Consider the following 18,740-nt stretch of genomic DNA (forward strand, 5'->3'; position numbering starts at 1 on the left):
GCGGGAGAGGCCCGCAGGATGCCTGTCACTCGGCGGCGAGGAGGCTTACGGGATCGGGGACGGGGGCGGCATCCAGGTCGTGGTCCGGGGGACACCGGGTGGCGGACAGCGGCCAGACCCCGCGCTCCACGCGCGGCTGCATCGCCCCGGCGAGCCGGCGCAACGCGGCCCGCAACAGCGCCCGCGCCCCGATATCGATGCGCAGGGCAAGGCGATCAACCGCGTCCTCGCTGATTTCGCCGGCCAGCGCCGCGTCCAGCACCCAGGCCATCAGGCGCGCGTCCGGTTCGCGCGGTGGCTCGCCCGGCCGGCCGAGGTCAAGCGGTTCGTCGGCATGGGCGGCGATCACCAGCATCATCCCGTCCAGCGGCGCCAGCGCGTTCAGCAGCCCGGCCGCGCCCATCCGTCGGACGGTGACGTCGGGGAACGGAACCACGGGACCTGGCGCGTCTGAAATTACGTCGTCGTGGACGGGGCAGCGGCGCCAGGCGCGGGCGGCGTCGAGCAGAACGAGGGCGTGGCGGCCCGGTTCGCCGCCTTGACGGGGAAAGGCAACGATGGTGGGATCCATGACGTGTCTCCGTGCGGATCGGAAGCAAACTCTGGGCGCGATCGAACGGGAGCATGAGGCCGGCTCATACCCGGCCTCCACCTCCGCCGTTCCGGGCGCCATAAAGGGTCGTGTGCCAATAGGACGCGCCCAGCAGGGCGACGCCGGCCACCATGTGGGCCATGCGGGCGGACTCGGTGTCGCGCCGGCTGCCCCGGGCGCACAGGTATCCGGTGAAGACCAGCGCTCCCAGGGACGCGACCATGGCGTTCTTGGCCCTCGTCTTTTCGCGCTGGCGGGCCTTGGCCACCGCCTTGGGGTCGGTCGCGCGGGGCGCGGGCGCCGACGGCCCGGGGCGGTTGGTCGCCGGATGGACGGTGACGTTGGACGGTCGTGTCGACGGCGAAAGGTGGGGGTGCGATGGGGGGGCGTCGGTCATCGGGTGGCGGCTCCTGAGAGTAGGTCGGATCGGGATGGAACCGCGAAACCAGGGAAAAGCCGGCGACCGGGCCGAAGGTCCCTGAAAGACCCGGTCGCCGTAGGGGAGGTACCAGTTTCACGGAAGGAGGTGACGGAGTCTCCGGCGCCACATCCTTAAACGCCGTGACGGTATTCCATTTGCGAGTCAGTCGCAATAGCACGTGTGCGGGACAGCAGGGCGCGCACCCCGCCCAACCCCCAAAAAGACCGCCCGTGGTCTTGGCCGGGTTGCGTGCGTTCCGACGCCCTCGACGCTCCCTAATGATTTGATGTTTAAACAAACCGTCGTCGCGATTCGGTCCGGATCACTCGGGATTGGTGCTGTATGTCGCCTAACAACCCCGCGCAGAAAAGGGTTTAAGGGGGTTCGAGACAGGGCTTTCGTCGCCTTTGACGGGCGGTTGCTTCCGCCTAGTGTGCGGATCCTGTTCCCCGTTGCCCGTGCCGTTTGGACCCATGACCGCCCCTGCCACCACCGACGCCGCGCCTTCGGCGCGTCCCGATCCCCTGACCGTGTTTCTGCATCTTCGGCCGCACCTGTCGCTGGTCCATCAGGTGCCGGGCCGCGTGCGGTTGCGCATCGGCTCCGGAGCGCTGGCCGTTCTAGCGCGTCTCGGGGCCGGGGCCTGGGCGGTCGACGACCTGGCCCCGTTGTTCGCGCCCGGCACGGTGCGGTTGAATGCCGGCGCCCGATCCGTGGTCATCACCCATGACGCGGTCCGCTTCCCGCCCGTCTTCTGGCACGACTGCCTGGACGGCCCGGAGGAGACGGCGCGCGCCCGGCTTGCCGAGACCTTCCCGGAGCACACGTCCGACATGGAGACCGTTACATGAGTCAGGATTTCGCCAACAGGGGCGGCGGCCTTGTCGCGCCGTACGCTTACCCCCACGCGCCGGCTGGCCTTGGCATGCCGACGGACACCCTGGTCCGGGCTGGCGCGGTCGGCGCGCTGGTCGGCGCCACCGGCGCCATCGCTTCGACTTGGCCACGCCTGCGCGAAGGCGGACCGGCGCGCGACGCCGCGCTGAAGGACGTGGCGGTGACCGCCGGCAAGACCGGGCTGGCGACCGGCCTGGGCGCCCTGGCCGCGAACAGCCTGCGCGGCGGCCCTCTGGTCTCGGCAGCGGTCATGGTGGCCACCGGCGCGGTGGCGCTGCGCCTGATGAGCAAGGGCCGGCCCGGCGCGAAACAGACCCAGGACGACACCCAGGCCCGCCCCGAGACCGGAGAGACGGCATGAGTCACGATCACACCGCGACGTCCCAGGCCGGCGGCTGCGCCGGTGACGGCCGGCCCGAGGCCGCGTCCCACGCCCCGCATCCCGGAGCCGCGCCGCACGGCCCGCCGGCGGGGCCCCCACCGTACCATGAGCCGTGGCACCTCGGGCCGCACGGGGTTCCGCACGGCGCCCCCCAGGGTGCGCCGCCGTATGGCGCCCCCCAAGGTGCGCCGCCGTATGGCGCCCCCCAAGGTGCGCCGCCGTATGGCGCCCCGTATGGAGCGCCTTACGGTGCGCCCCACGGCATGCCCTACGGTGCGCCGGCCTACGGACACGGCCCCGCCCCCGGGTACCCGGCGGCGGCGCCCGGACCCTACGGTGGCCCGACCATGGGTTGGCCCGCGCAGGGTCCCTGGGGCGCGCCCCAGGCGGGCTGGAGCGGCGGTCCGCACGGCGGTGGAACGGACCACGGTGCTGGCACTGCTGGATCGCCCGGCCAGGGTCCGGCCTCGTTCAACTGGACCAGCGGCTGGCTGGACTTCCGCAACGAGGCCTACCTGAAGGGTCTGTTGGTCGGCGCCCTTGGGGCCGTGTTGATGTCCAACGACGACGTGCAGAAGAAGGCTATGCAGTCGGTCGCCGGTCTTTGGACCCTGCTTCAGGGCGGAGTGGAGGAGTTGAAGGAGCGGTTTGCCGACGTGGAGGCGGAAATGAGCGCCGCCAGCCGGGCCCCGGCAGCCCCGGACGATATGCCCGCGACGAACCGGGAGGACTAGAGCATATCCCGGGCGCTCCGGACCGGGTCGCGACGGCGATTTGCTTGAATATCAAAAGGTTCGGGCGCGTTGGGTGAGGCAGACCTCACGCAACGCGCCCTGGCGCGGTCCCGGCGCCGCCGGGGCGCCAGCGCACACCCCAGAGCTCACCCATGGTCCAACTGGTTCACGCAAGCCCGGGCCGGTCGCGTTTTCGCGTGCCGCTGCTCGGCGACCGCACGCTGGATCCGCACTACGTGCGCGGCTATGTCGAGGCCGTGCCTGGGGTCACGCGCGCCCGCCTCAACCAAGTCGCCCGGTCGGTGGTGGTGGAGCACGCGCAGACGCCCGAGGTCCGCGACCGCGTGGCGGCCGCGCTCGACGGGCTCGCGGAGTCGCGCCCGCCCCGGCGGGTCTCGACGGGACGGGACCGAACCAACGGCGCCGATCCGCTGCCGCTGGTGGCGGGCGTCGCCACCCTTGTCCTCGTGCCTCTGCTGCCGCCGCCGGTTCGGGCGTTCGTCACCTGGGCGCATATCAGCGGGACGATCCGGGAGGGTGTGGGCGCGCTCTTCACCCGGGGGATCACGGTCGAGGCCCTGGACGCCACCGCCGTCACCCTGACCGCGTTGCGACGGGACTGGATGGCCACCAACGTCACCCAGACGCTGCTGTCGCTGGCGACCTTCGTCGAGGGCACCACCCGGCGAGCCGCCGATGATCTGCTCGCCCACCTGATGCGCCCCGACCTGGGTGAGGTGTGGATTGAGGACACCGACGGCCGGCGCCACCGCGTGCCGGCCGACTCCCTCAGCGAGGGGGACCGGGTGGTGGTGGCGGCCGGAGAGACAATCCCGGTCGACGGGACCGTCGCCGCCGGTCTGGCCTCGGTCAACCAGGCCGCTGTCACGGGGGAGAGTCTGCCCAAGCCCAAGGAACCCGGCGATGCGGTGATTTCCGGCTCGGTGGTCGAGGATGGCCGCCTGACCATCACGGCCGAGCGCATCGGCGCGGCGACGACCATGGCCCGCATCGCCAGTTTCCTGCGCACCGCGCTGGAGGACGACCGGGGTATTCTCTCCAAGGCCGCCGAACTGGCCGACCGGCGCGTCGCCATCACCCTGGCGGCGGGGCTGGTCGTGCTGGCGTTGACGCGGGACGCGCGCCGCCTGGAAGCCCTGTTCCTGGTGGACTTCTCTTGCGCCGTCAAGCTGGGCACTTCGGTCGCCATCAAGACCGCCATGGGCCGCGCGGCGCGGCGCGGCGTGCTGATCAAGGGCGGCGCCGCGCTGGAGGGGCTGGCGGCGGCGGACACGGTGGTGTTCGACAAGACCGGCACGCTGACTCACAACAGCCTGGACGTCGCCTCCATCACCTGCCTGGGGTCGCAGTGCCGGGGCGAGGACGACCTGCTCGCCTTGGTGGCGTCGGTCACCGAACACTCCACTCATCCCGTGGCCGGCGCCGTGGTGGATCTGGCCCGGGAACGGCACTTGGCCCACATCGACCACGAGGCGGTCGAATTCTTCATTGGCCACGGCCTGTCCACCATGGTCGGCGGCCGCTCCGTCCGAATCGGCAGCCGGCACTATCTGGAAGAACACGAGGGCATCGACTTTGCCCCATTCGAGGACGCCTTGGCCGACCTGACGGCGGACGGGGCGTCCCTGCTGTACATCGGAGCCGACGGCGTGCCGCATGGGGTGATCGCCATGCGCGACCGCGTGCGGGCGGACGCCGGTGAAGTGGTCGAGGCCCTGCGCGCGGCCGGGATCGAACGGCTGGTGCTGATCACGGGCGACCCCGGCCCGGCGGGGCCGGACCTGGGGGCGCATCTGGGCCTGGATCATGTCCACGCCGGCATCGCGCCCGAGGACAAGGCGCACATTATCGCCGACCTTCAGCAAGAGGGGCGCCGCGTGGCCTTCGTCGGTGACGGGGTGAACGACGCCCCGGCGCTGATGGCCGCCGATGTCGGCATCGCCATGCCCCGGGGCGCCGACATCGCCCGGGCCACGGCCGATGTCGTGCTGACGGAAGACGACCTGGATGGCGTCGCCCGCACCCGAATGCTGGCGACGGAGACCCTGCGGCGCATCGACCGGACGTTCCAGGCGTCCGCCGTGGTCAACACAGGGGTGTTGATCGGCGCCGCGCTGGGCCGCCTGCCGCCCACGCCCACCGCCTTGCTGCACAACGGCACCACCATTGGCGTGCTGATCGCGGCCACTCTGTGGGGACGGGACGACCGCGCTTGACCCTGCGGCTCGGCCGCCAACAGCATCAACTGAACAAACGGGTCATTGAGGGTGATAGTGCGGACTCTGACCGACTGGCCTGCGGCGTTGCGAATGGCTATCATCCGCGATGATTAACCCCATTCGCCGAAAGGGCTTCGCCATGCCGTACGTCCACGCCGTTCCCGGGCGCCTGCGCCTGAAGACCCGGGCCCTGTCTGCCGAAACCCGCGCCACCCGGGCCGCCTGCCATGCCTTGCGGGCCATCCTCGGCGTCGAGGATGTGGCCCACAAGCCCCGGGCGGCGAGCCTGATCGTGCTGTTCGATCCCTCCCTCGTGTCCGCCGACGCGTTGATCGCCTTGGTGAGGGACCATGGCCTGGTGCCGGACGACACCACCGCCCCCGTTCCCGCCCCGCGCGCGTCGGTGTCCGGTGGGCCGGGTGGCGGAGCGCTGTCCTCCGCGGCGACCGGCGCCCTGGCCACGCAGGCGCTGGGCGTGCTCGGCGGCGCCATCGGCAAGGCGGTCTTCGGCGCCGTCCTCAAGACCGGTGTGGAGCGCGGCGTCTCCAGCCTGGTGACGGCCGCGATCCGCTGAGCCGAATGCCGCCGACTCCGCGCCGACCTTGGCAGGCTCCCGGACTCGGCGGCGGCGCTGGCAATGATCAGGCGTATCCTGTCCATCGGGCAAGACAGATGATGAGGTCGCGCGGCGGCTGTGAGATATCGATCGACGAATGAAATCACTTCATTCGTCGGTCGGTGTCGCCGCCTCGCCCAGGCGCGGGAAGAGCTGGCGGCGTGGCGCGACGATAACACCGATGTCTGCCCGCATTGAGCGCTCGGCTGGCACACGCCAGCGGAAGCCAGCGCAGACGCGCGCCCTGAAGATATGATGGACAAGCCCGCCAGCTTGCCCACAAACCCACAGGGCCATCAACCGGGACAGACCACGGTTGAAGCCGGTTGTGAACCGGGGTAGCCTAAAACGAATGACGTGGCGCGCCCCCGTCTCGATTGTGTCGGCGTCATCCTGAAACGGGTGAACGCGGTTGAATCGAGAGAGGTTTCGTCCCGTGAAGCCGGCCTCGGCCCCAGGCGCCGATGAGTCCGGAAGAAGCGCGGTCTGTGGTCGAGGAGCGTTGACGCCCCGATCACGCATAAACAGGGAGCGTTCGTCATGAGACAGGTATGGCGCATTGGCATTGCTGTCAGTGTCATGCTGGCTTCGGTGACGCCATCCAACGCGACCGAACAGGATTACACGGTCCAGGAGTTTCTATTCAACTATCAGATGTACGGACATCAAGAGGGGAGTTTTCTTAACAGCTATTTCTACGGTATCACTGAGGGGATTTCATGGAGCGCCGCAGTGGCGCATAGTGATTTCGAGGTTGATATATATTGTCCGCCGGATCATCTTGCCGGCACGAACCAGTTTTATTTCGATATCTTGAGAAATTACGTACAGGCAAACCCCGAAAACAAAGTCCAGCCCGCCTCGACATTGCCTGTCGTCATGGTGAGGGCTTTGCAAGCCTATTACCCCTGCTACTGAGATCGCGCGACGACAAGGTTGATCGTCCACGGAAAATCCCGAGCGATCTGGAACGGATCGCTCGGGATTCGCTCTAGGATGGGCGCGGTTCGTCACCGGCGCGCCGTCCGGTGTCCTGGTCCGGCGCGGCGTCCGGGTCCGGTCCCGGGGCGTCGCCGCCGTGCGGAATCGCCCGCCGTCCCAGCCGGGTTTCGCGATACACGATGTACAGCGCCGAGGCGACGATCACCACCGCGCCCGTCAGGGTCCAGCCGTCCGGGATCTCGGCGAAGACCAGCACGCCGATCAGGGTCGCCCACAGAATCTGGGAGTAGTCGAGCGGCGTGACCAGCGAGGCCTCGCCCTCGCGGTACGCCCGCACGGCCAGATACTGCCCGCCGCTGGCGGCGGCGCCGATCAGCACCACCAGGACCCAGGTTCCCGGCTCGGGCCAGCGCCAGACCAGCGCCGCTGGCACCGCCGAGGTGATGACCGCCCCGATGGCGAACCACATCAGGATCGTCAGGGGTCGTTCGGTGGCCGACAGGACCTTGACCATGGTCAGGGCGCCGGCGATCAGCGCCGCCGAGGCCAGCGCGGCGAGCGCGTTCAGGTCCAGGGCCGCCGGGTCGGGACGCATCACGATCAGCACCCCGATGAACCCGGCCAGCGTGGCCAGCCCGCGCCGCCAGCGCACCACCTCGCCCAGAACCAGCACGGCCAGCACGATCATGAACAGCGGCCGCGCGTAGGTGATGGAGATTGCCGCCGCGAGGGGCATGTGGGTGATGGCGTGGAACAGGCAGAACATGGCCATGATGCCGATACTGACCCGAATCGCATGCAGGCCCGGGCGCGCCGTGCGCAGGATGCCCAGGCCCTCGCGGCGGATGAACGGCAACAGCACCAGCAGCCCGAACAGGCAGCGGAAAAAGACCACTTGAAAAGTATGGAGTTCGTCGCCGACGTATTTGATGAGCCCCCCCATGGTGGAGAACACCACGGCGCTCATCAGCATGAACAGAATGCCACGGACGTTGCCGGACAACGCCCGCCAGCGCGTGGCGGCGGCCGGACCCATGCGAACTCCCTCTTTCAAACGGGAAGGGTCGAGACTATCGCGACCGCGCGCCGTATGACGATGGAAATCGGTGGGCGGCGGGCAGGGCCGCCATGCGCGGGACGCATGACGGTTTCGTTCTATCCCCCCACGGGGCGGCCGGCGGCCGGCCGACGCGGGTCCACCTTGCGCCACAGCCGGGGCAGGCCGTGAATGTCCTCACCCGAGAACAGGTAGGGGCGAAACTCCAGCACGAAGCCGAGCTGGCTCAAGGCGCGGTCCAGCTCCTGGTCGAACGCGGCATCCGCGTCGTCGCGGATGTACAGCCCGCCGCCGGTCGCCAGACAGCGATGGAACAGCGGCAGCATGTGCCGCAACAGCCGCTCCGACAGGTGCGGCAGCACGTCCACGCACATGATGAGGTCGAAGAACCCGGGCGGCAGAAGGTCGAAGCGCCATGTCGGCAGGTGGTACAGCCCGGCTTGCTCCCCCAGGCTGAAGGCGCGCGGCGCCGCCACGTAATCGCTGACCGGCAGCACGTTGGCGCGGCGGAAGTACTCGGCCTGGGCGATATAGGCCGCTTCGTCCGACTCCATGGCGGTGTAGACCAGTCCCGGCACCTCCTGGCACCAGATGTTGAGCTGGCGACCGCACCCGGGGTGGAAGTCCAGCAGCCGCCGGGTCTGCCAGCGCGGCGGGCGCGGGTACAGATCCTGGAAGCGGTAGTCCTCGGCGTTGCGGATGTCCATCGCCAGCGGTCCCCCGGGGACCGCGTCGATCAGGCTGTCGCGGCCCAGGCTCTCCAGCACCAGACGGGTCACCGCGTGGCTTTGCGCGGCGCGGGCCGGGTCGGCGCTGGCGTACAGCGGGGCCGGCGTGCGGGCGGGATCGATCAGACGCGCGATCAACTCCGACGCGTCAGGCTCCTCGCCGTCCGGCGGGTCGTCGGACGGCGCGATCCAGGGCGCGATGCCGGGCGGCAGGGCGCGCAGGTCTGTCTTGCGGCGGTCGCGGAATAGATCGGGCGTCATGGCGGCGGTCGTGGGTGGACGGGACAAGGGGGCGCGGCGTCCCTTCCGACTATCCCATCCGGCGCGCCTTGGCAAACGCCGCACGCGATCCGGTCACCAACTCGGGCACTTGGCCTGCTCGCGACGGTAGTTCTCGGGCGTGTCGAGGGCGCTGTTGCGCCGTTTGCGCTCGGCCTCCATGTCGGCGAGCAGGTCGGCAACGCCCCGGTTGAGGATCTCCGTATGCACCTCTCTCGCGGCGGCCTCGGTGCGGACCACCTGTGGGTTGATGCCGCGCACGAGGCGTTGAAGCCGCTCTCGAACACGCGGCGCATAGTCCCTTTGCGTAAAATAGTAGACGCCGACATGCATCTTTTCGTGTTCGTAGATGTTGTCGTAGTTGCACGACCCCTTCGGATACTCCCTGGCGACATAGACGACGGTGTCGACCTGATTCATGTGCGCCTCCACGGAGCGCAGATACACGCAAACCATTCCGTCTCGACGGTGGAACAGTTCGATTCGCGTGCGGAAACCGAATGCGGCGTTGGTCACGGTCAGCCCGACCGCGCCTCCGCCCACCGGCATGGTCGGCTGGCTCTGAGAGTCCTGAAACATGGTGTGGATCTGGGCGCGGCTGCGCGTGTGATCGAGCCGCGCCGGATCGAAACGCGTGTTCAGGGTGATCTGGACCGGCGCGTCCCGTCCAGGACACGAGCCGTCGGCCAGGGCGGGCGACGTCATCACAACCGCCGACACCAGAAGCATGATCGTGGCCATCCCGGGAACGGTGTTGTGGAACACAGGCGTCATGGGTCTCTCTTGCGCTGATCGAGCCGTCCCGGGATGATGCCACATCCTGAGGCCCGACTCCGTGATCCTGATCGCAAATACGAACGGAAATCCCATGCCGACCATTGCCACCTGGAACGTCAACTCGATCAAGGCTCGCCTGCCGGCCGTGCTGCGCTGGCTGGAGCGGGCGCGGCCGGACGTGGCACTGCTGCAGGAGATCAAGACCGTCGACGACGGCTTTCCGGAGCAGGAGATCGGTGATCTGGGCTATGCTTGCGCCGTGCACGGCCAGAAGACCTACAACGGCGTGGCCATCCTGTCGCGCCTCGGCCTGGAGGACGTGACGCGAGGCCTGCCCGGGGACGACGGCGACGATCAGGCGCGCTATATCGAGGCCGTGGTCGGCGGCACGCTGCGGGTGGCGTCGATCTACCTGCCGAACGGCAATCCCGCCGACTCGCCCAAGTTTCCCTACAAGCTGGCATGGATGGAGCGCCTGCGCGCGCATGCGGCCGGACTGGCGCGGCTGGACGAGCCGGTGGTGCTGGGGGGCGACTACAACGTCTGTCCCACCGACGGGGACGTCTACGACCCGGCCGGATGGCGCGACGACGCCCTGTGCCGGCCGGACAGCCGGGAGCGGTTCCGGGCGCTGCTGCACCTGGGGTACACGGACGCCATCGCCGTCCGGCATCCCCGGCCCGGGGTCTATACCTTCTGGGACTACCAGGGTGGCGCGTGGCAGAAAGACAACGGCCTGCGAATCGACCATCTGCTGCTATCGCCGCTGGCCGCCGACCGGCTGGAGGACGCCGGCGTCGACCGCGCCCCGCGCGGCGAGCCCAAGGCATCGGACCATACGCCCGCTTGGGTCCGGTTGCGCGAGGAGGCGTGAGCGGGTCTCGTCGCGCTCACAATCCCAGCACATCCGTCATCGAATACAGGCCGTTCGGCTTGTCCGCCGCCCACAGCGCCGCGCGCACCGCGCCCCGGGCGTAGATCACCCGGTCGCTGGCCTTGTGGGTGAGTTCGACCCGCTCGCCGGGCCCCGCGAACATCACGGTGTGGTCGCCGACCACGTCGCCGCCGCGCAGCACCGCAAAGCCGATGTGGCCATCCTCCCGGGCGCCGGTGTGGCCGTCGCGGGCGCGGTCGGCCACGGCGTCGAGGTCCACGCCGCGCCCCTCGGCCGCCGCCCGGCCCAGCCCCAGCGCGGTGCCGGACGGCGCGTCGACCTTGTGGCGGTGATGGTGCTCGACGATCTCGATGTCGTACTCGACCCCCAGTGTCGCCGCCACGCGCCGGGTCAGCGCGAACAGCAGGTTGACACCGACGCTCATGTTCGGGGCCTGCACGATGCGCGTCTTTTTCGCCGCCTCCGCCAACCGGGCGAGGGCGCCCGCGTCGAGGCCGGTGGTGCCGACCACCAGGATCGTGTTGGTCCGCGCCGCCAGCGCGGCGTTCTCCACCGTCACGGCCGGGGTGGTGAAGTCGATGACGGCGTCGGCGGTCGCGAACAGCGTACTCGGATCGTCGGTGACGGCCGCGCCGGCCGGTGGCGCGCCGACCAGCGTGGCCACGTCCTGCCCCACAAGGTCGCTTCCCGGCCGTTCGGTGCCACCCGCCAGGGCACCACCGTCCGTTTCCAGCACCTGCTGCACCAGCGTGCGGCCCATGCGGCCGCCGCAGCCGACGATCCCAATCCGAATCATGCGCAATCATCTCCTGGTTTCGGCGAGCCGACGCAAGCCGCTCGCAGGCCCATTCAAACAGCCCCGGCCCGCCGTGTACACCTGCCGTGTACAGCAGCCTGCGTGGCCCACGCAACATTGATTGTTCCCATAATGTTCTTTTCGCTTGCGCTGCGGAACAAACCATGTACGGTAATCGCGATCGGCGGCGCGCGGTCCCGCCTTGCACCGTGCCGCGTCCGTATGGAATAAGGGGGTCTCGTCATGTCGCAAAGCGCACTCCGCCTCGTGGATCAGGACACCATGGACAAGCAGAAGGCACTGGACGCCGCCGTCAGCCAGATCGAGCGGTCGTTCGGCAAGGGTTCCATCATGCGCCTGGGCCAGCGTGATCGGATCGTTGAGATCGAGTCTGTGTCCACCGGCTCGCTGGGCCTGGACATCGCGCTGGGCATCGGCGGCCTGCCGCGCGGGCGCATCGTCGAGATCTACGGGCCGGAAAGTTCGGGCAAGACCACGCTGGCCATGCATGTGGTCGCCCAGGCGCAGAAACGCGGCGGCACCTGCGGGTTCGTCGATGCGGAGCATGCCTTCGACCCCTCCTACGCGCGCAAACTGGGCATCGACCTCGATAACCTGCTGATGTCGCAGCCGGACGCCGGCGAGCAGGCGCTGGAAATCGCCGACACCCTGGTGCGCTCGGGGGCCATCGACGTGCTTGTGGTGGATTCGGTGGCCGCCCTGGTGCCTCGCGCCGAGCTGGAAGGCGAGATGGGCGATTCCCATGTCGGCCTTCAGGCCCGCCTGATGAGTCAGGCCTTGCGCAAGTTGACTGCCTCGGTGGCGCGGTCGAACACGCTGGTCATCTTCATCAACCAGATCCGCATGAAGATCGGCGTCATGTTCGGCAGCCCGGAAACCACCACTGGCGGCAATGCGCTGAAGTTCTACTCCTCCGTGCGGCTGGATATCCGTCGCATCGGCGCCATCAAGAACAAGGACGAGACGGTCGGCAACCAGACCCGTGTCAAGGTGGTCAAGAACAAGGTCGCGCCGCCCTTCAAGACCGTCGAGTTCGACATTCTCTACGGCGAGGGCATCTCCAAGCTGGGCGAGATCCTCGATCTGGGCGTGCGCGCCAGCATCGTCGAGAAGTCCGGCGCGTGGTTCTCCTACAACTCCCAGCGGATCGGCCAGGGCCGCGAGAACGCGCGCCAGTTCCTGCGCGACAACCCGGCCATCGCGGAGGAAATCGAGAACGCCATCCGCGCCAACGAGGGGCTCATCACCGAAACGATGATCACGGGTCCGGGCGGGTTGGAGGACAACGACGACGCGCCGGTCGCCGCCAGCGGCGAGGACTGACCCGCCGAAAAGGCGGTGCGGCGCCTGGTGTTGCGCCGCTCACGCCTCCGGGCGCCAAGCGTCCGGCAGGTGGGCGGGGGCGCCGCCGCCCGCCACCGCGATCACGTCGAAGCGGACCCCGGCCTCGGCGAACGCCGGACGCGCCGCCAGCCAGCCCTCGGCGGCGACCGCGAGACGCCGCCGCTGCGCCGGGGTGAGGGCCGATAGGGCCGCCTCGACCGTCGGCCGTGCCTTGACCTCCACGAAGACCACCACGGGCTCCGCGCCGGACCGGTCCAGGGCCACGAGATCGATTTCCCCCGCGCCGTCGCCGCGCCGGCCGCGCGCCCGACGGTCCAGGATCAGCCAGCCCTGGGCCGCCAGCCACGCGGCGGCGGCATCCTCCGCCGCCCGCCCGGCCTGTTCGGCGGCGCGACGGGCTTCCGGCGGCCGCCGTCTCATGGGGCCGCTGTCCCGTCCAGGGCCAGCGCCCGCTGATACAGCGCCCGCCGGGGCAGGCCGGTTTCCACGGCGACGCGCGCCGCCGCGTCGCGGGTCCCCAGCCCCTCGGCCAGCAGGGCCCGCAATCGCGCGTCCAGATCCTCCGGGGCCGGGGCGGCGGCGTTGGCGGACGCGGGAGGGCCGACGACGATGACCACCTCGCCCCGGGGCGCCCCGGCCTCCGCATAGTGCGCGGCCAATTCGGAGAGGGGCGCGCGGCGCACCTCCTCATGCAGTTTGGTCAGCTCGCGGCACACCGCCGCCGGGCGCTCACCCAGACCCTCTGCCATCGCGGCCAGTGTCTCCGGCAAACGCCGGGCGCTCTCGAACAGCACGAGGGTTGCCGCCACGGGCGCCAGGTCCGCCAGCGCGGTCGTCCGGGCCGCCGCCCGGGGCGGCAGAAACCCCGCGAACAGAAAGCGGTCGCTGGGCAGTCCCGACGCCACCAGCGCGGCCAATGGCGCCGACGCTCCGGGGATCGGAATCACCGCATGCCCGGCGTCGATCACGGCGCGGGTCAGCTTGTAGCCGGGATCACTCACCAGCGGTGTGCCGGCGTCGGACACCAGCGCCACCGCCTCGCCCCGCTCCAGGCGCGCCAGCAGGGCCGGTCGCTGGCGGGCGGCGTTGTGCTCATGATACGCGGTCAGGGCGGTGGAGACGCCCAGCCGGGCCAGGAACGGGCCCGTCGTCCGCGTGTCCTCACAGGCAATGACGTTGGCCGCGCGCAACACCTCCAGGGCGCGCAGGGTGATGTCGCCGGTATTGCCGATGGGAGTGGCCACGACATAAAGCCCCGGCGGCAGGGTGTGTTTACTTGCCGAGTCGCCGTGGCTAGGCTGTGGTGTCATGATCGTCGGGTCCCGTGGTTCGCCTTTTTCCCGCCCCAGGCGGGCGGGACAGTATTTCACGGGCCGGCGGCCCGGGGAAAGGGCGACGCGGCGGGCCGCCAAGCGGCGGTCGGGGCCGACGGGCCGATAGGGATACGTGGGCGGATCAGGGAGGAGGGCGCGGTGAGACGGAGCGAACACGGGCGGCAATCAGACAGAAGAAACGTCAGCCGCGCGATCCTGGCGTTGGTCATGGTCGCGGCGGCGACGGTGGCGGCCTGCACCCCGATGTCCGGCCCGGCCCGGCCGAGCCGGCCCGTGGCCGCCCCGCCGCAACGGGTGGAAACTGCGCCGTCCCCTCAAAACCTGCCGCGTCAGCCCGGCGTCGATGCCCCGCTTCCGAACATGACGGCGGGCACGCTGGGCAACGACGGACTGGTCCGCGTGGGTCTGCTCGTGCCCCTGACCGGCCGTGGCGCCGGGGCCGGGCAGGCGCTGTCGAACGCGGCGCAGATGGCGGCGTTCGACATGGGTGACCGTCGCTTCGTCCTGCAACCGTATGACACCGGCGGCACGCCCGCCGGGGCGGCGCGGGCCGCCCAACAGGCCCTGTCGCAAGGGGCGCGTCTGTTGCTGGGGCCGCTGTTCGGCGCCAGCGCCCGGGCCGTTGGACCCGTCGCGGCCGGCGCGGGCGTGAACGTCGTCGCCTTCACCACCGATCCCGGCGTGGCCGGCGGCAACGTGTTCGTGATGGGCTTCCTGGTTGCCGAGCAGGTGGACCGCATGGTCGCCTTCGCCATGGGAGAGGGGCGCACGCGCTTCGGAACCTTGACTCCGGACGAGACCTACGGCTATGCGGCGGCCTCGGCCTTTCGCGATCGGGTTGCCGCGCGGGGCGGGCAGATGGTCGCGGCCCAGACCTATGCCCCGGACAACCCGGATCTGCGCGAACCCGCCCGGGCGCTGCGCGGTGCCGACGCGGTGCTGATTCCGGATGCCGGCGATGGGTTGCGCGCGGCGGCGAACGGTCTGGCTTACGTGGATATCGATTCGCGCCGCACCCGCTATATGGGGACCATGCTGTGGGATGACCCGGACTTGTGGCGCGAAAGCGCCCTGGCCGGCGGCATCTTCCCGGCGCCACCGCGCGGCAGCGCGCGGGCCTTCGACCGCAAGTACACGGACGCGTTCGGCGCCGCACCGCCCGATCTGGCGGTGTTGGGATATGACGCCGTCGCGCTTGCCGCCGTGCTGGCGCGCACGCCCGGCGGGGCGCGCTTCGACCGCGCCACCCTGACCAGCGCCGCCGGGTTCAGCGGCGTGGCCGGGATCTTCCGGTTTCGCCCGGACGGAACGGTGCAGCGCGGACTGGCCGTGATGGAGATCCAGTCGGACGGCACCGTGGCGGAGGTTTCGCCCGCGCCGCTGTCGTTCGACGGCGGTGGACGTCTCGGGTTCTAGAGCAAATCCCGAGCGATCCGGAACGGATCGCGACGATGATTTGCTTCAAGATCAATCCAATAGAATGCGTTGCGTGTGTCAGAGCTCACGCGACGCCCTCTAGGTCCCGGGGTTCCATCTGACCCATCCAGCGCGCCCGAGACCACGACATAGGGCACGGTTGACCGCCGCGACGCGGCGGGTGCGGGGCCGCGTCACCGACCCCGTCGCATTGCCGGGGCTGCGCGGGGAGAATTCACCCTCCGAACATCGTGCCACCCGGTTCAGAATCAGGGGCGGCAACCCCGGTGGCCCCGCATGCCGCTGACGAGACGGTCGGCGTTGTTGGAGGCCGGCCGGCGCGGGGATCGTCAGGCCGATGAGACCATCGATGCGACGGCCCGTGTGATGCGGCGACGCCCGAGCAGGGCCGCCCCAGGCCGAGAGCAGGGGCGGAGGCGGAGAGACATCGTGCCTGACGTGCCCTGGGCGCGGTCGCGACCCGACCCTATGTGAAAGCATTCCGCCCCTGTTACGAAGAGACCTGCCATGGATATGACGTGGGCCATCGATCCCCTGGGAGAACCGGTGACATTCGTCTCCGTCGGCCTCCTGGCCGGCATGCTGTTCGGGGTGTGTGCCCAACGCAGTCGCTTCTGCATGCGCGCGGCGGTGGTCGAACTGTCGCGCGGCACCGGGGTGAACAGGACAGCCGTGTGGATGATCGCCTTTGCCGGCGCCGTCCTGGGCACCCAGGGGTTGGCGTGGTCGGGGATGCTGGAGGTCTCGGAGGCGCGCCAGCTTGCCTCGGCCGGCAGCCTGTCCGGCGCCATCATCGGCGGCCTGATGTTCGGGGCCGGCATGATTCTGACCCGGGGATGTCCCGGTCGGCTGCTGGTGCTGGCCGCAAACGGCAATCTGCGGGCGCTGCTGGCGGGTCTCGTCTTCGCGGTGGTTGCTCAGGCCTCGCTGCGGGGCGTGCTGGCGCCTGTTCGGGAAAGCCTGGCGGGGCTGTGGGTCGTCAACGATCCGTCGGTGCAGAATGCTCTCACGGTCCTGGGGCTTGGTCCGAACTGGGGCGTTGTCTTGGCCGGCGTGTTCATGGCCGGGGCGATCCTGGTGGCGATGCGCGCGCGGCTGTCGGCGTGGGCCTGGATCGGCGGCGTGGGTGTGGGGGCTGCCGTCGCGCTCGGTTGGCTGCTGACGTACAGTCTGTCCCTTCAGGCCTTTGATCCCGTGACGGTGGAGAGCCTCAGTTTCACCGGCCCGTCCGCCGACATGTTGATGCTGTTGCTCAGCCCCGGAGCCGTCGGCTTGGACTTCGATACCGGCATGATCCCCGGTGTGGTCCTGGGGTCATTTCTCGCCGCCCTCCTCGGTCGTGAGATCAAGCTGGAGAGCTTCACGGCCGGCTACTCCGTGCCCCGCTACATTATCGGCGCGGTGCTGCTGGCGTTCGGTGGCATGCTGGCTGGCGGCTGCGCCATCGGGGCCGGGGTCAGTGGCGGCGCCGTGTTTGCCCTGACCGCCTGGACCGCCTTGGTGTTCATGTCGCTGGGGGCCGCCGTCACGGACCTGATTGTGGACCGCCGGCGCCGCCCGGCGGCGGACGGCGCGGTCGCGGTTGGGTGACGGCGGAGCGGGGCAGGGCGGTATCACAGGTAGGGTTGGATGATGGCGCGCAGGTTCACGCGGGCCTTCAGGCGGCTCGCCAGCATGTAGACCCCCGAGAACTTGCGCTGCATGAACAGGGTGTCCATGGGCGGGATGTGCCAGAAATCGCGATCCGCGCCCAGCGCCATGCCGGCGTCGCGCATGCGCATCGCCAGATCGTTGCCGCCGAAGTCGAAGCCGTCGGGGTGCCTCAGCGGTTCCATCGACTGGTCGAACATGTCGGTCATGATCTGTTGATGCCGCGCCTTGGTATCGTCCCCGAAAAAGCCGATCTCGCGGATGGTGGCGCGCATGCCGTCGCGGTCGCCGTCCAGCCCCATCTTCATCAGGCGCCGGAACTGCTCGGGCATCTCCGGCCGGAACTCCCGCGCCGCGCCGAAGTCCAGCAGGACGATGCGCCCGGTGTCGGGCTGATAGCGGTAGTTGGCGAAATTCGGGTCGGTCTGCATCATCCGGAACGCAAACAGTTCCCGGAACACCAGCCCGATCAATACCGTCATCACCCGGTCGCGGGTTTCCTGCGGCGCCGAGGTCAGGGTTTCGATGCCCACACCCTCGACGTAGTCCATCGCCAGCACGTCGCGCGTCGTCAGGTCCGCATGAAGGCCGGGAACGCGGAACGCCGGGTCGTCCGCCAGCAGGTCGCCGAAGCGGGTGAGGTAGTGGCCCTCGCGCTCGTAGTCGGCTTCGTCGTGCAGCTCCCGCTTGGCCTCGTCCAGCATCGGGCGGATGTCGAGTTCCCGGGGCATGACCCCGGACAGGCGCATCAGGGCGGCGACGTTGTTGACGTCGCTGTCGATGCTGCGGCGCACACCCGGATACTGCACTTTGATCGCCAGATCGCGCCCGTCGGCCGTCTGCGCGCGGTGGACCTGCCCGATGGAGGCGGCGGCGATGGGGCGGGTGTCGAACTTGGTGAAGCGTTTCAGCCAGTCCCGGCCCCAGGCGGCGGTGAGCACCGACTTGAGTTGGGGGCCGGGCATGAAATGGGCGTCGGCGCGCAGGCGGGCCATGATCTCGGCCAGTTCGGGTGGCAGCATGTCGCCCGCGTCCATCGAGATCAACTGTCCGACCTTCATCGCCGCGCCCCGCATCTGGGCCAACTGGTCGGCGACCTTGCGGACGTTGGCGGGGGTCAGCAGCACGTCGCTGGCCTGCGGGCGGCGGCCCTGCGACAGATGGCGCGCGCTGTTCAGGGCGGCGCTGCCGGCGATGTTGGTGGCCAGCCCGCCGAAGCGGGCCAAACGGGAGAAGCGGCCGCTGGGAACCGCCAGCGCCCGGGAGGAAGATCGGTCTTCGGCCATTGAGGCGTCCTTGAATGGAGGGTCGGGCGAGACTAGCCCCGGATTGACATCGTTTCCCTGACATATCGCAAGGTGGGCGGTTCGCAAGAGGCATCGTCACCAGGGCAATCGGGTGAAAGCACGCCCCACCATCTTTTATGAAGGTAGAGCGGATTAGACCCGCGAAGCGGGGCAATCCGCCGTTTGGCGGCGATGCGGCGGGTTGCGCCTTCGGCGCGAACCCGCCCTACAAAGTCTCGCGTTTCGCCAAAGGTGCCTTCACCCGATTGCCCTGGCATCGTCACCGCTCGCCCTTGCCCTCGCCGGGCAACG

General features: G+C 69.6%; 19 protein-coding genes. 10 read left to right on the forward strand and 9 right to left on the reverse strand.

Annotation, left to right across the window (positions count from 1 at the left end):
• Positions 1–25 precede the first annotated feature (25 nt).
• Together BLS85_RS15525 and BLS85_RS19315 are read right to left on the reverse strand one after the other, a co-directional pair.
• Complete coding sequence (locus tag BLS85_RS15525; protein WP_092787652.1) at positions 26–571, reverse strand: hypothetical protein; 546 nt, start codon at positions 569–571, stop codon at positions 26–28.
• A gap of 64 nt (positions 572–635) precedes the next feature.
• The gene (locus tag BLS85_RS19315) at positions 636–989 is read right to left on the reverse strand and encodes a hypothetical protein (protein ID WP_218128457.1); all 354 of its coding nucleotides are present in this window, start codon (positions 987–989) and stop codon (positions 636–638) included.
• Positions 990–1,486: 497 nt separating this feature from the next.
• Here BLS85_RS19315 and BLS85_RS15535 point away from each other — a divergent pair, with 497 nt between their 5' ends.
• From BLS85_RS15535 to BLS85_RS15560, 6 genes are all read left to right on the forward strand, one after another.
• Complete coding sequence (locus tag BLS85_RS15535) at positions 1,487–1,864, forward strand: hypothetical protein (RefSeq protein WP_092787653.1); 378 nt, start codon at positions 1,487–1,489, stop codon at positions 1,862–1,864.
• Positions 1,861–2,271: a magnetosome protein MamC family protein gene (locus BLS85_RS15540; RefSeq protein ID WP_092787654.1), complete on the forward strand. Its 411-nt coding sequence runs from the start codon at positions 1,861–1,863 to the stop codon at positions 2,269–2,271. Before BLS85_RS15535 ends, BLS85_RS15540 begins: the two co-directional genes overlap by 4 nt.
• Positions 2,268–3,026, forward strand: coding sequence for a hypothetical protein (locus tag BLS85_RS19175; RefSeq protein ID WP_176793795.1), 759 nt, complete (start codon positions 2,268–2,270; stop codon positions 3,024–3,026). Before BLS85_RS15540 ends, BLS85_RS19175 begins: the two co-directional genes overlap by 4 nt.
• A gap of 152 nt (positions 3,027–3,178) precedes the next feature.
• Positions 3,179–5,263: a heavy metal translocating P-type ATPase gene (locus tag BLS85_RS15550; RefSeq protein WP_092787656.1), complete on the forward strand. Its 2,085-nt coding sequence runs from the start codon at positions 3,179–3,181 to the stop codon at positions 5,261–5,263.
• 142 nt (positions 5,264–5,405) lie between these two features.
• Positions 5,406–5,840: an HMA2 domain-containing protein gene (locus BLS85_RS15555; protein WP_092787706.1), complete on the forward strand. Its 435-nt coding sequence runs from the start codon at positions 5,406–5,408 to the stop codon at positions 5,838–5,840.
• A 582-nt stretch (positions 5,841–6,422) separates the two neighbouring features.
• Complete coding sequence (locus tag BLS85_RS15560) at positions 6,423–6,800, forward strand: Rap1a family protein (RefSeq protein ID WP_092787657.1); 378 nt, start codon at positions 6,423–6,425, stop codon at positions 6,798–6,800.
• A gap of 73 nt (positions 6,801–6,873) precedes the next feature.
• Here the strand turns inward: BLS85_RS15560 and BLS85_RS15565 are convergent, their stop codons facing one another.
• The 3 genes from BLS85_RS15565 to BLS85_RS15575 form a co-directional block, all read right to left on the reverse strand.
• Complete coding sequence (locus tag BLS85_RS15565; protein ID WP_092787658.1) at positions 6,874–7,860, reverse strand: DMT family transporter; 987 nt, start codon at positions 7,858–7,860, stop codon at positions 6,874–6,876.
• 119 nt (positions 7,861–7,979) lie between these two features.
• On the reverse strand, positions 7,980–8,897 hold the full coding sequence (locus tag BLS85_RS15570; RefSeq protein WP_143027222.1) for a class I SAM-dependent methyltransferase: 918 nt from the start codon (positions 8,895–8,897) through the stop codon (positions 7,980–7,982).
• Positions 8,898–8,963: 66 nt separating this feature from the next.
• The gene (locus tag BLS85_RS15575) at positions 8,964–9,662 is read right to left on the reverse strand and encodes a hypothetical protein (RefSeq protein ID WP_092787660.1); all 699 of its coding nucleotides are present in this window, start codon (positions 9,660–9,662) and stop codon (positions 8,964–8,966) included.
• Between the two features lie 94 nt (positions 9,663–9,756).
• Between BLS85_RS15575 and BLS85_RS15580 the strand changes: the two genes are divergently transcribed.
• Positions 9,757–10,539 carry an exodeoxyribonuclease III gene (locus BLS85_RS15580; protein ID WP_092787661.1) on the forward strand — a complete coding sequence of 261 codons (783 nt, stop codon included), beginning with the start codon at positions 9,757–9,759 and terminating at the stop codon, positions 10,537–10,539.
• 16 nt (positions 10,540–10,555) lie between these two features.
• Here BLS85_RS15580 and dapB read toward each other — a convergent pair whose 3' ends face one another.
• Complete coding sequence (gene dapB / locus BLS85_RS15585) at positions 10,556–11,353, reverse strand: 4-hydroxy-tetrahydrodipicolinate reductase (RefSeq protein ID WP_092787707.1); 798 nt, start codon at positions 11,351–11,353, stop codon at positions 10,556–10,558.
• Between the two features lie 246 nt (positions 11,354–11,599).
• On the opposite strand from dapB, the gene recA reads away from it, so the two are divergent.
• A complete protein-coding gene (recA, locus tag BLS85_RS15590) occupies positions 11,600–12,700 on the forward strand; it encodes a recombinase RecA (protein ID WP_092787662.1) in 1,101 nt (366 codons plus the stop codon).
• Between the two features lie 39 nt (positions 12,701–12,739).
• On the opposite strand, the gene BLS85_RS15595 is transcribed toward recA, so the two are convergent.
• Both BLS85_RS15595 and rsmI read right to left on the reverse strand, forming a co-directional pair.
• Positions 12,740–13,141, reverse strand: a complete 402-nt coding sequence (locus BLS85_RS15595; RefSeq protein ID WP_092787663.1) for a YraN family protein — start codon at positions 13,139–13,141, stop codon at positions 12,740–12,742.
• Positions 13,138–14,031 carry a 16S rRNA (cytidine(1402)-2'-O)-methyltransferase gene (rsmI, locus tag BLS85_RS15600; RefSeq protein ID WP_092787664.1) on the reverse strand — a complete coding sequence of 298 codons (894 nt, stop codon included), beginning with the start codon at positions 14,029–14,031 and terminating at the stop codon, positions 13,138–13,140. The genes BLS85_RS15595 and rsmI overlap by 4 nt, the downstream gene beginning before the upstream one ends.
• Before the next feature lie 162 nt (positions 14,032–14,193).
• Between rsmI and BLS85_RS15605 the strand changes: the two genes are divergently transcribed.
• The gene (locus BLS85_RS15605; protein WP_245699260.1) at positions 14,194–15,471 is read left to right on the forward strand and encodes a penicillin-binding protein activator; all 1,278 of its coding nucleotides are present in this window, start codon (positions 14,194–14,196) and stop codon (positions 15,469–15,471) included.
• 528 nt (positions 15,472–15,999) lie between these two features.
• Positions 16,000–17,082, forward strand: coding sequence for a YeeE/YedE family protein (locus BLS85_RS15610; RefSeq protein WP_092787666.1), 1,083 nt, complete (start codon positions 16,000–16,002; stop codon positions 17,080–17,082).
• 23 nt (positions 17,083–17,105) lie between these two features.
• Here BLS85_RS15610 and BLS85_RS15615 read toward each other — a convergent pair whose 3' ends face one another.
• Positions 17,106–18,428: an ABC1 kinase family protein gene (locus tag BLS85_RS15615; RefSeq protein ID WP_092787667.1), complete on the reverse strand. Its 1,323-nt coding sequence runs from the start codon at positions 18,426–18,428 to the stop codon at positions 17,106–17,108.
• Positions 18,429–18,740 lie beyond the last annotated feature (312 nt).

The sequence above is a fragment of the Rhodospira trueperi genome (genome assembly GCF_900101965.1).
Taxonomy (GTDB): Bacteria; Pseudomonadota; Alphaproteobacteria; order Rhodospirillales; family Rhodospirillaceae; genus Rhodospira; species Rhodospira trueperi.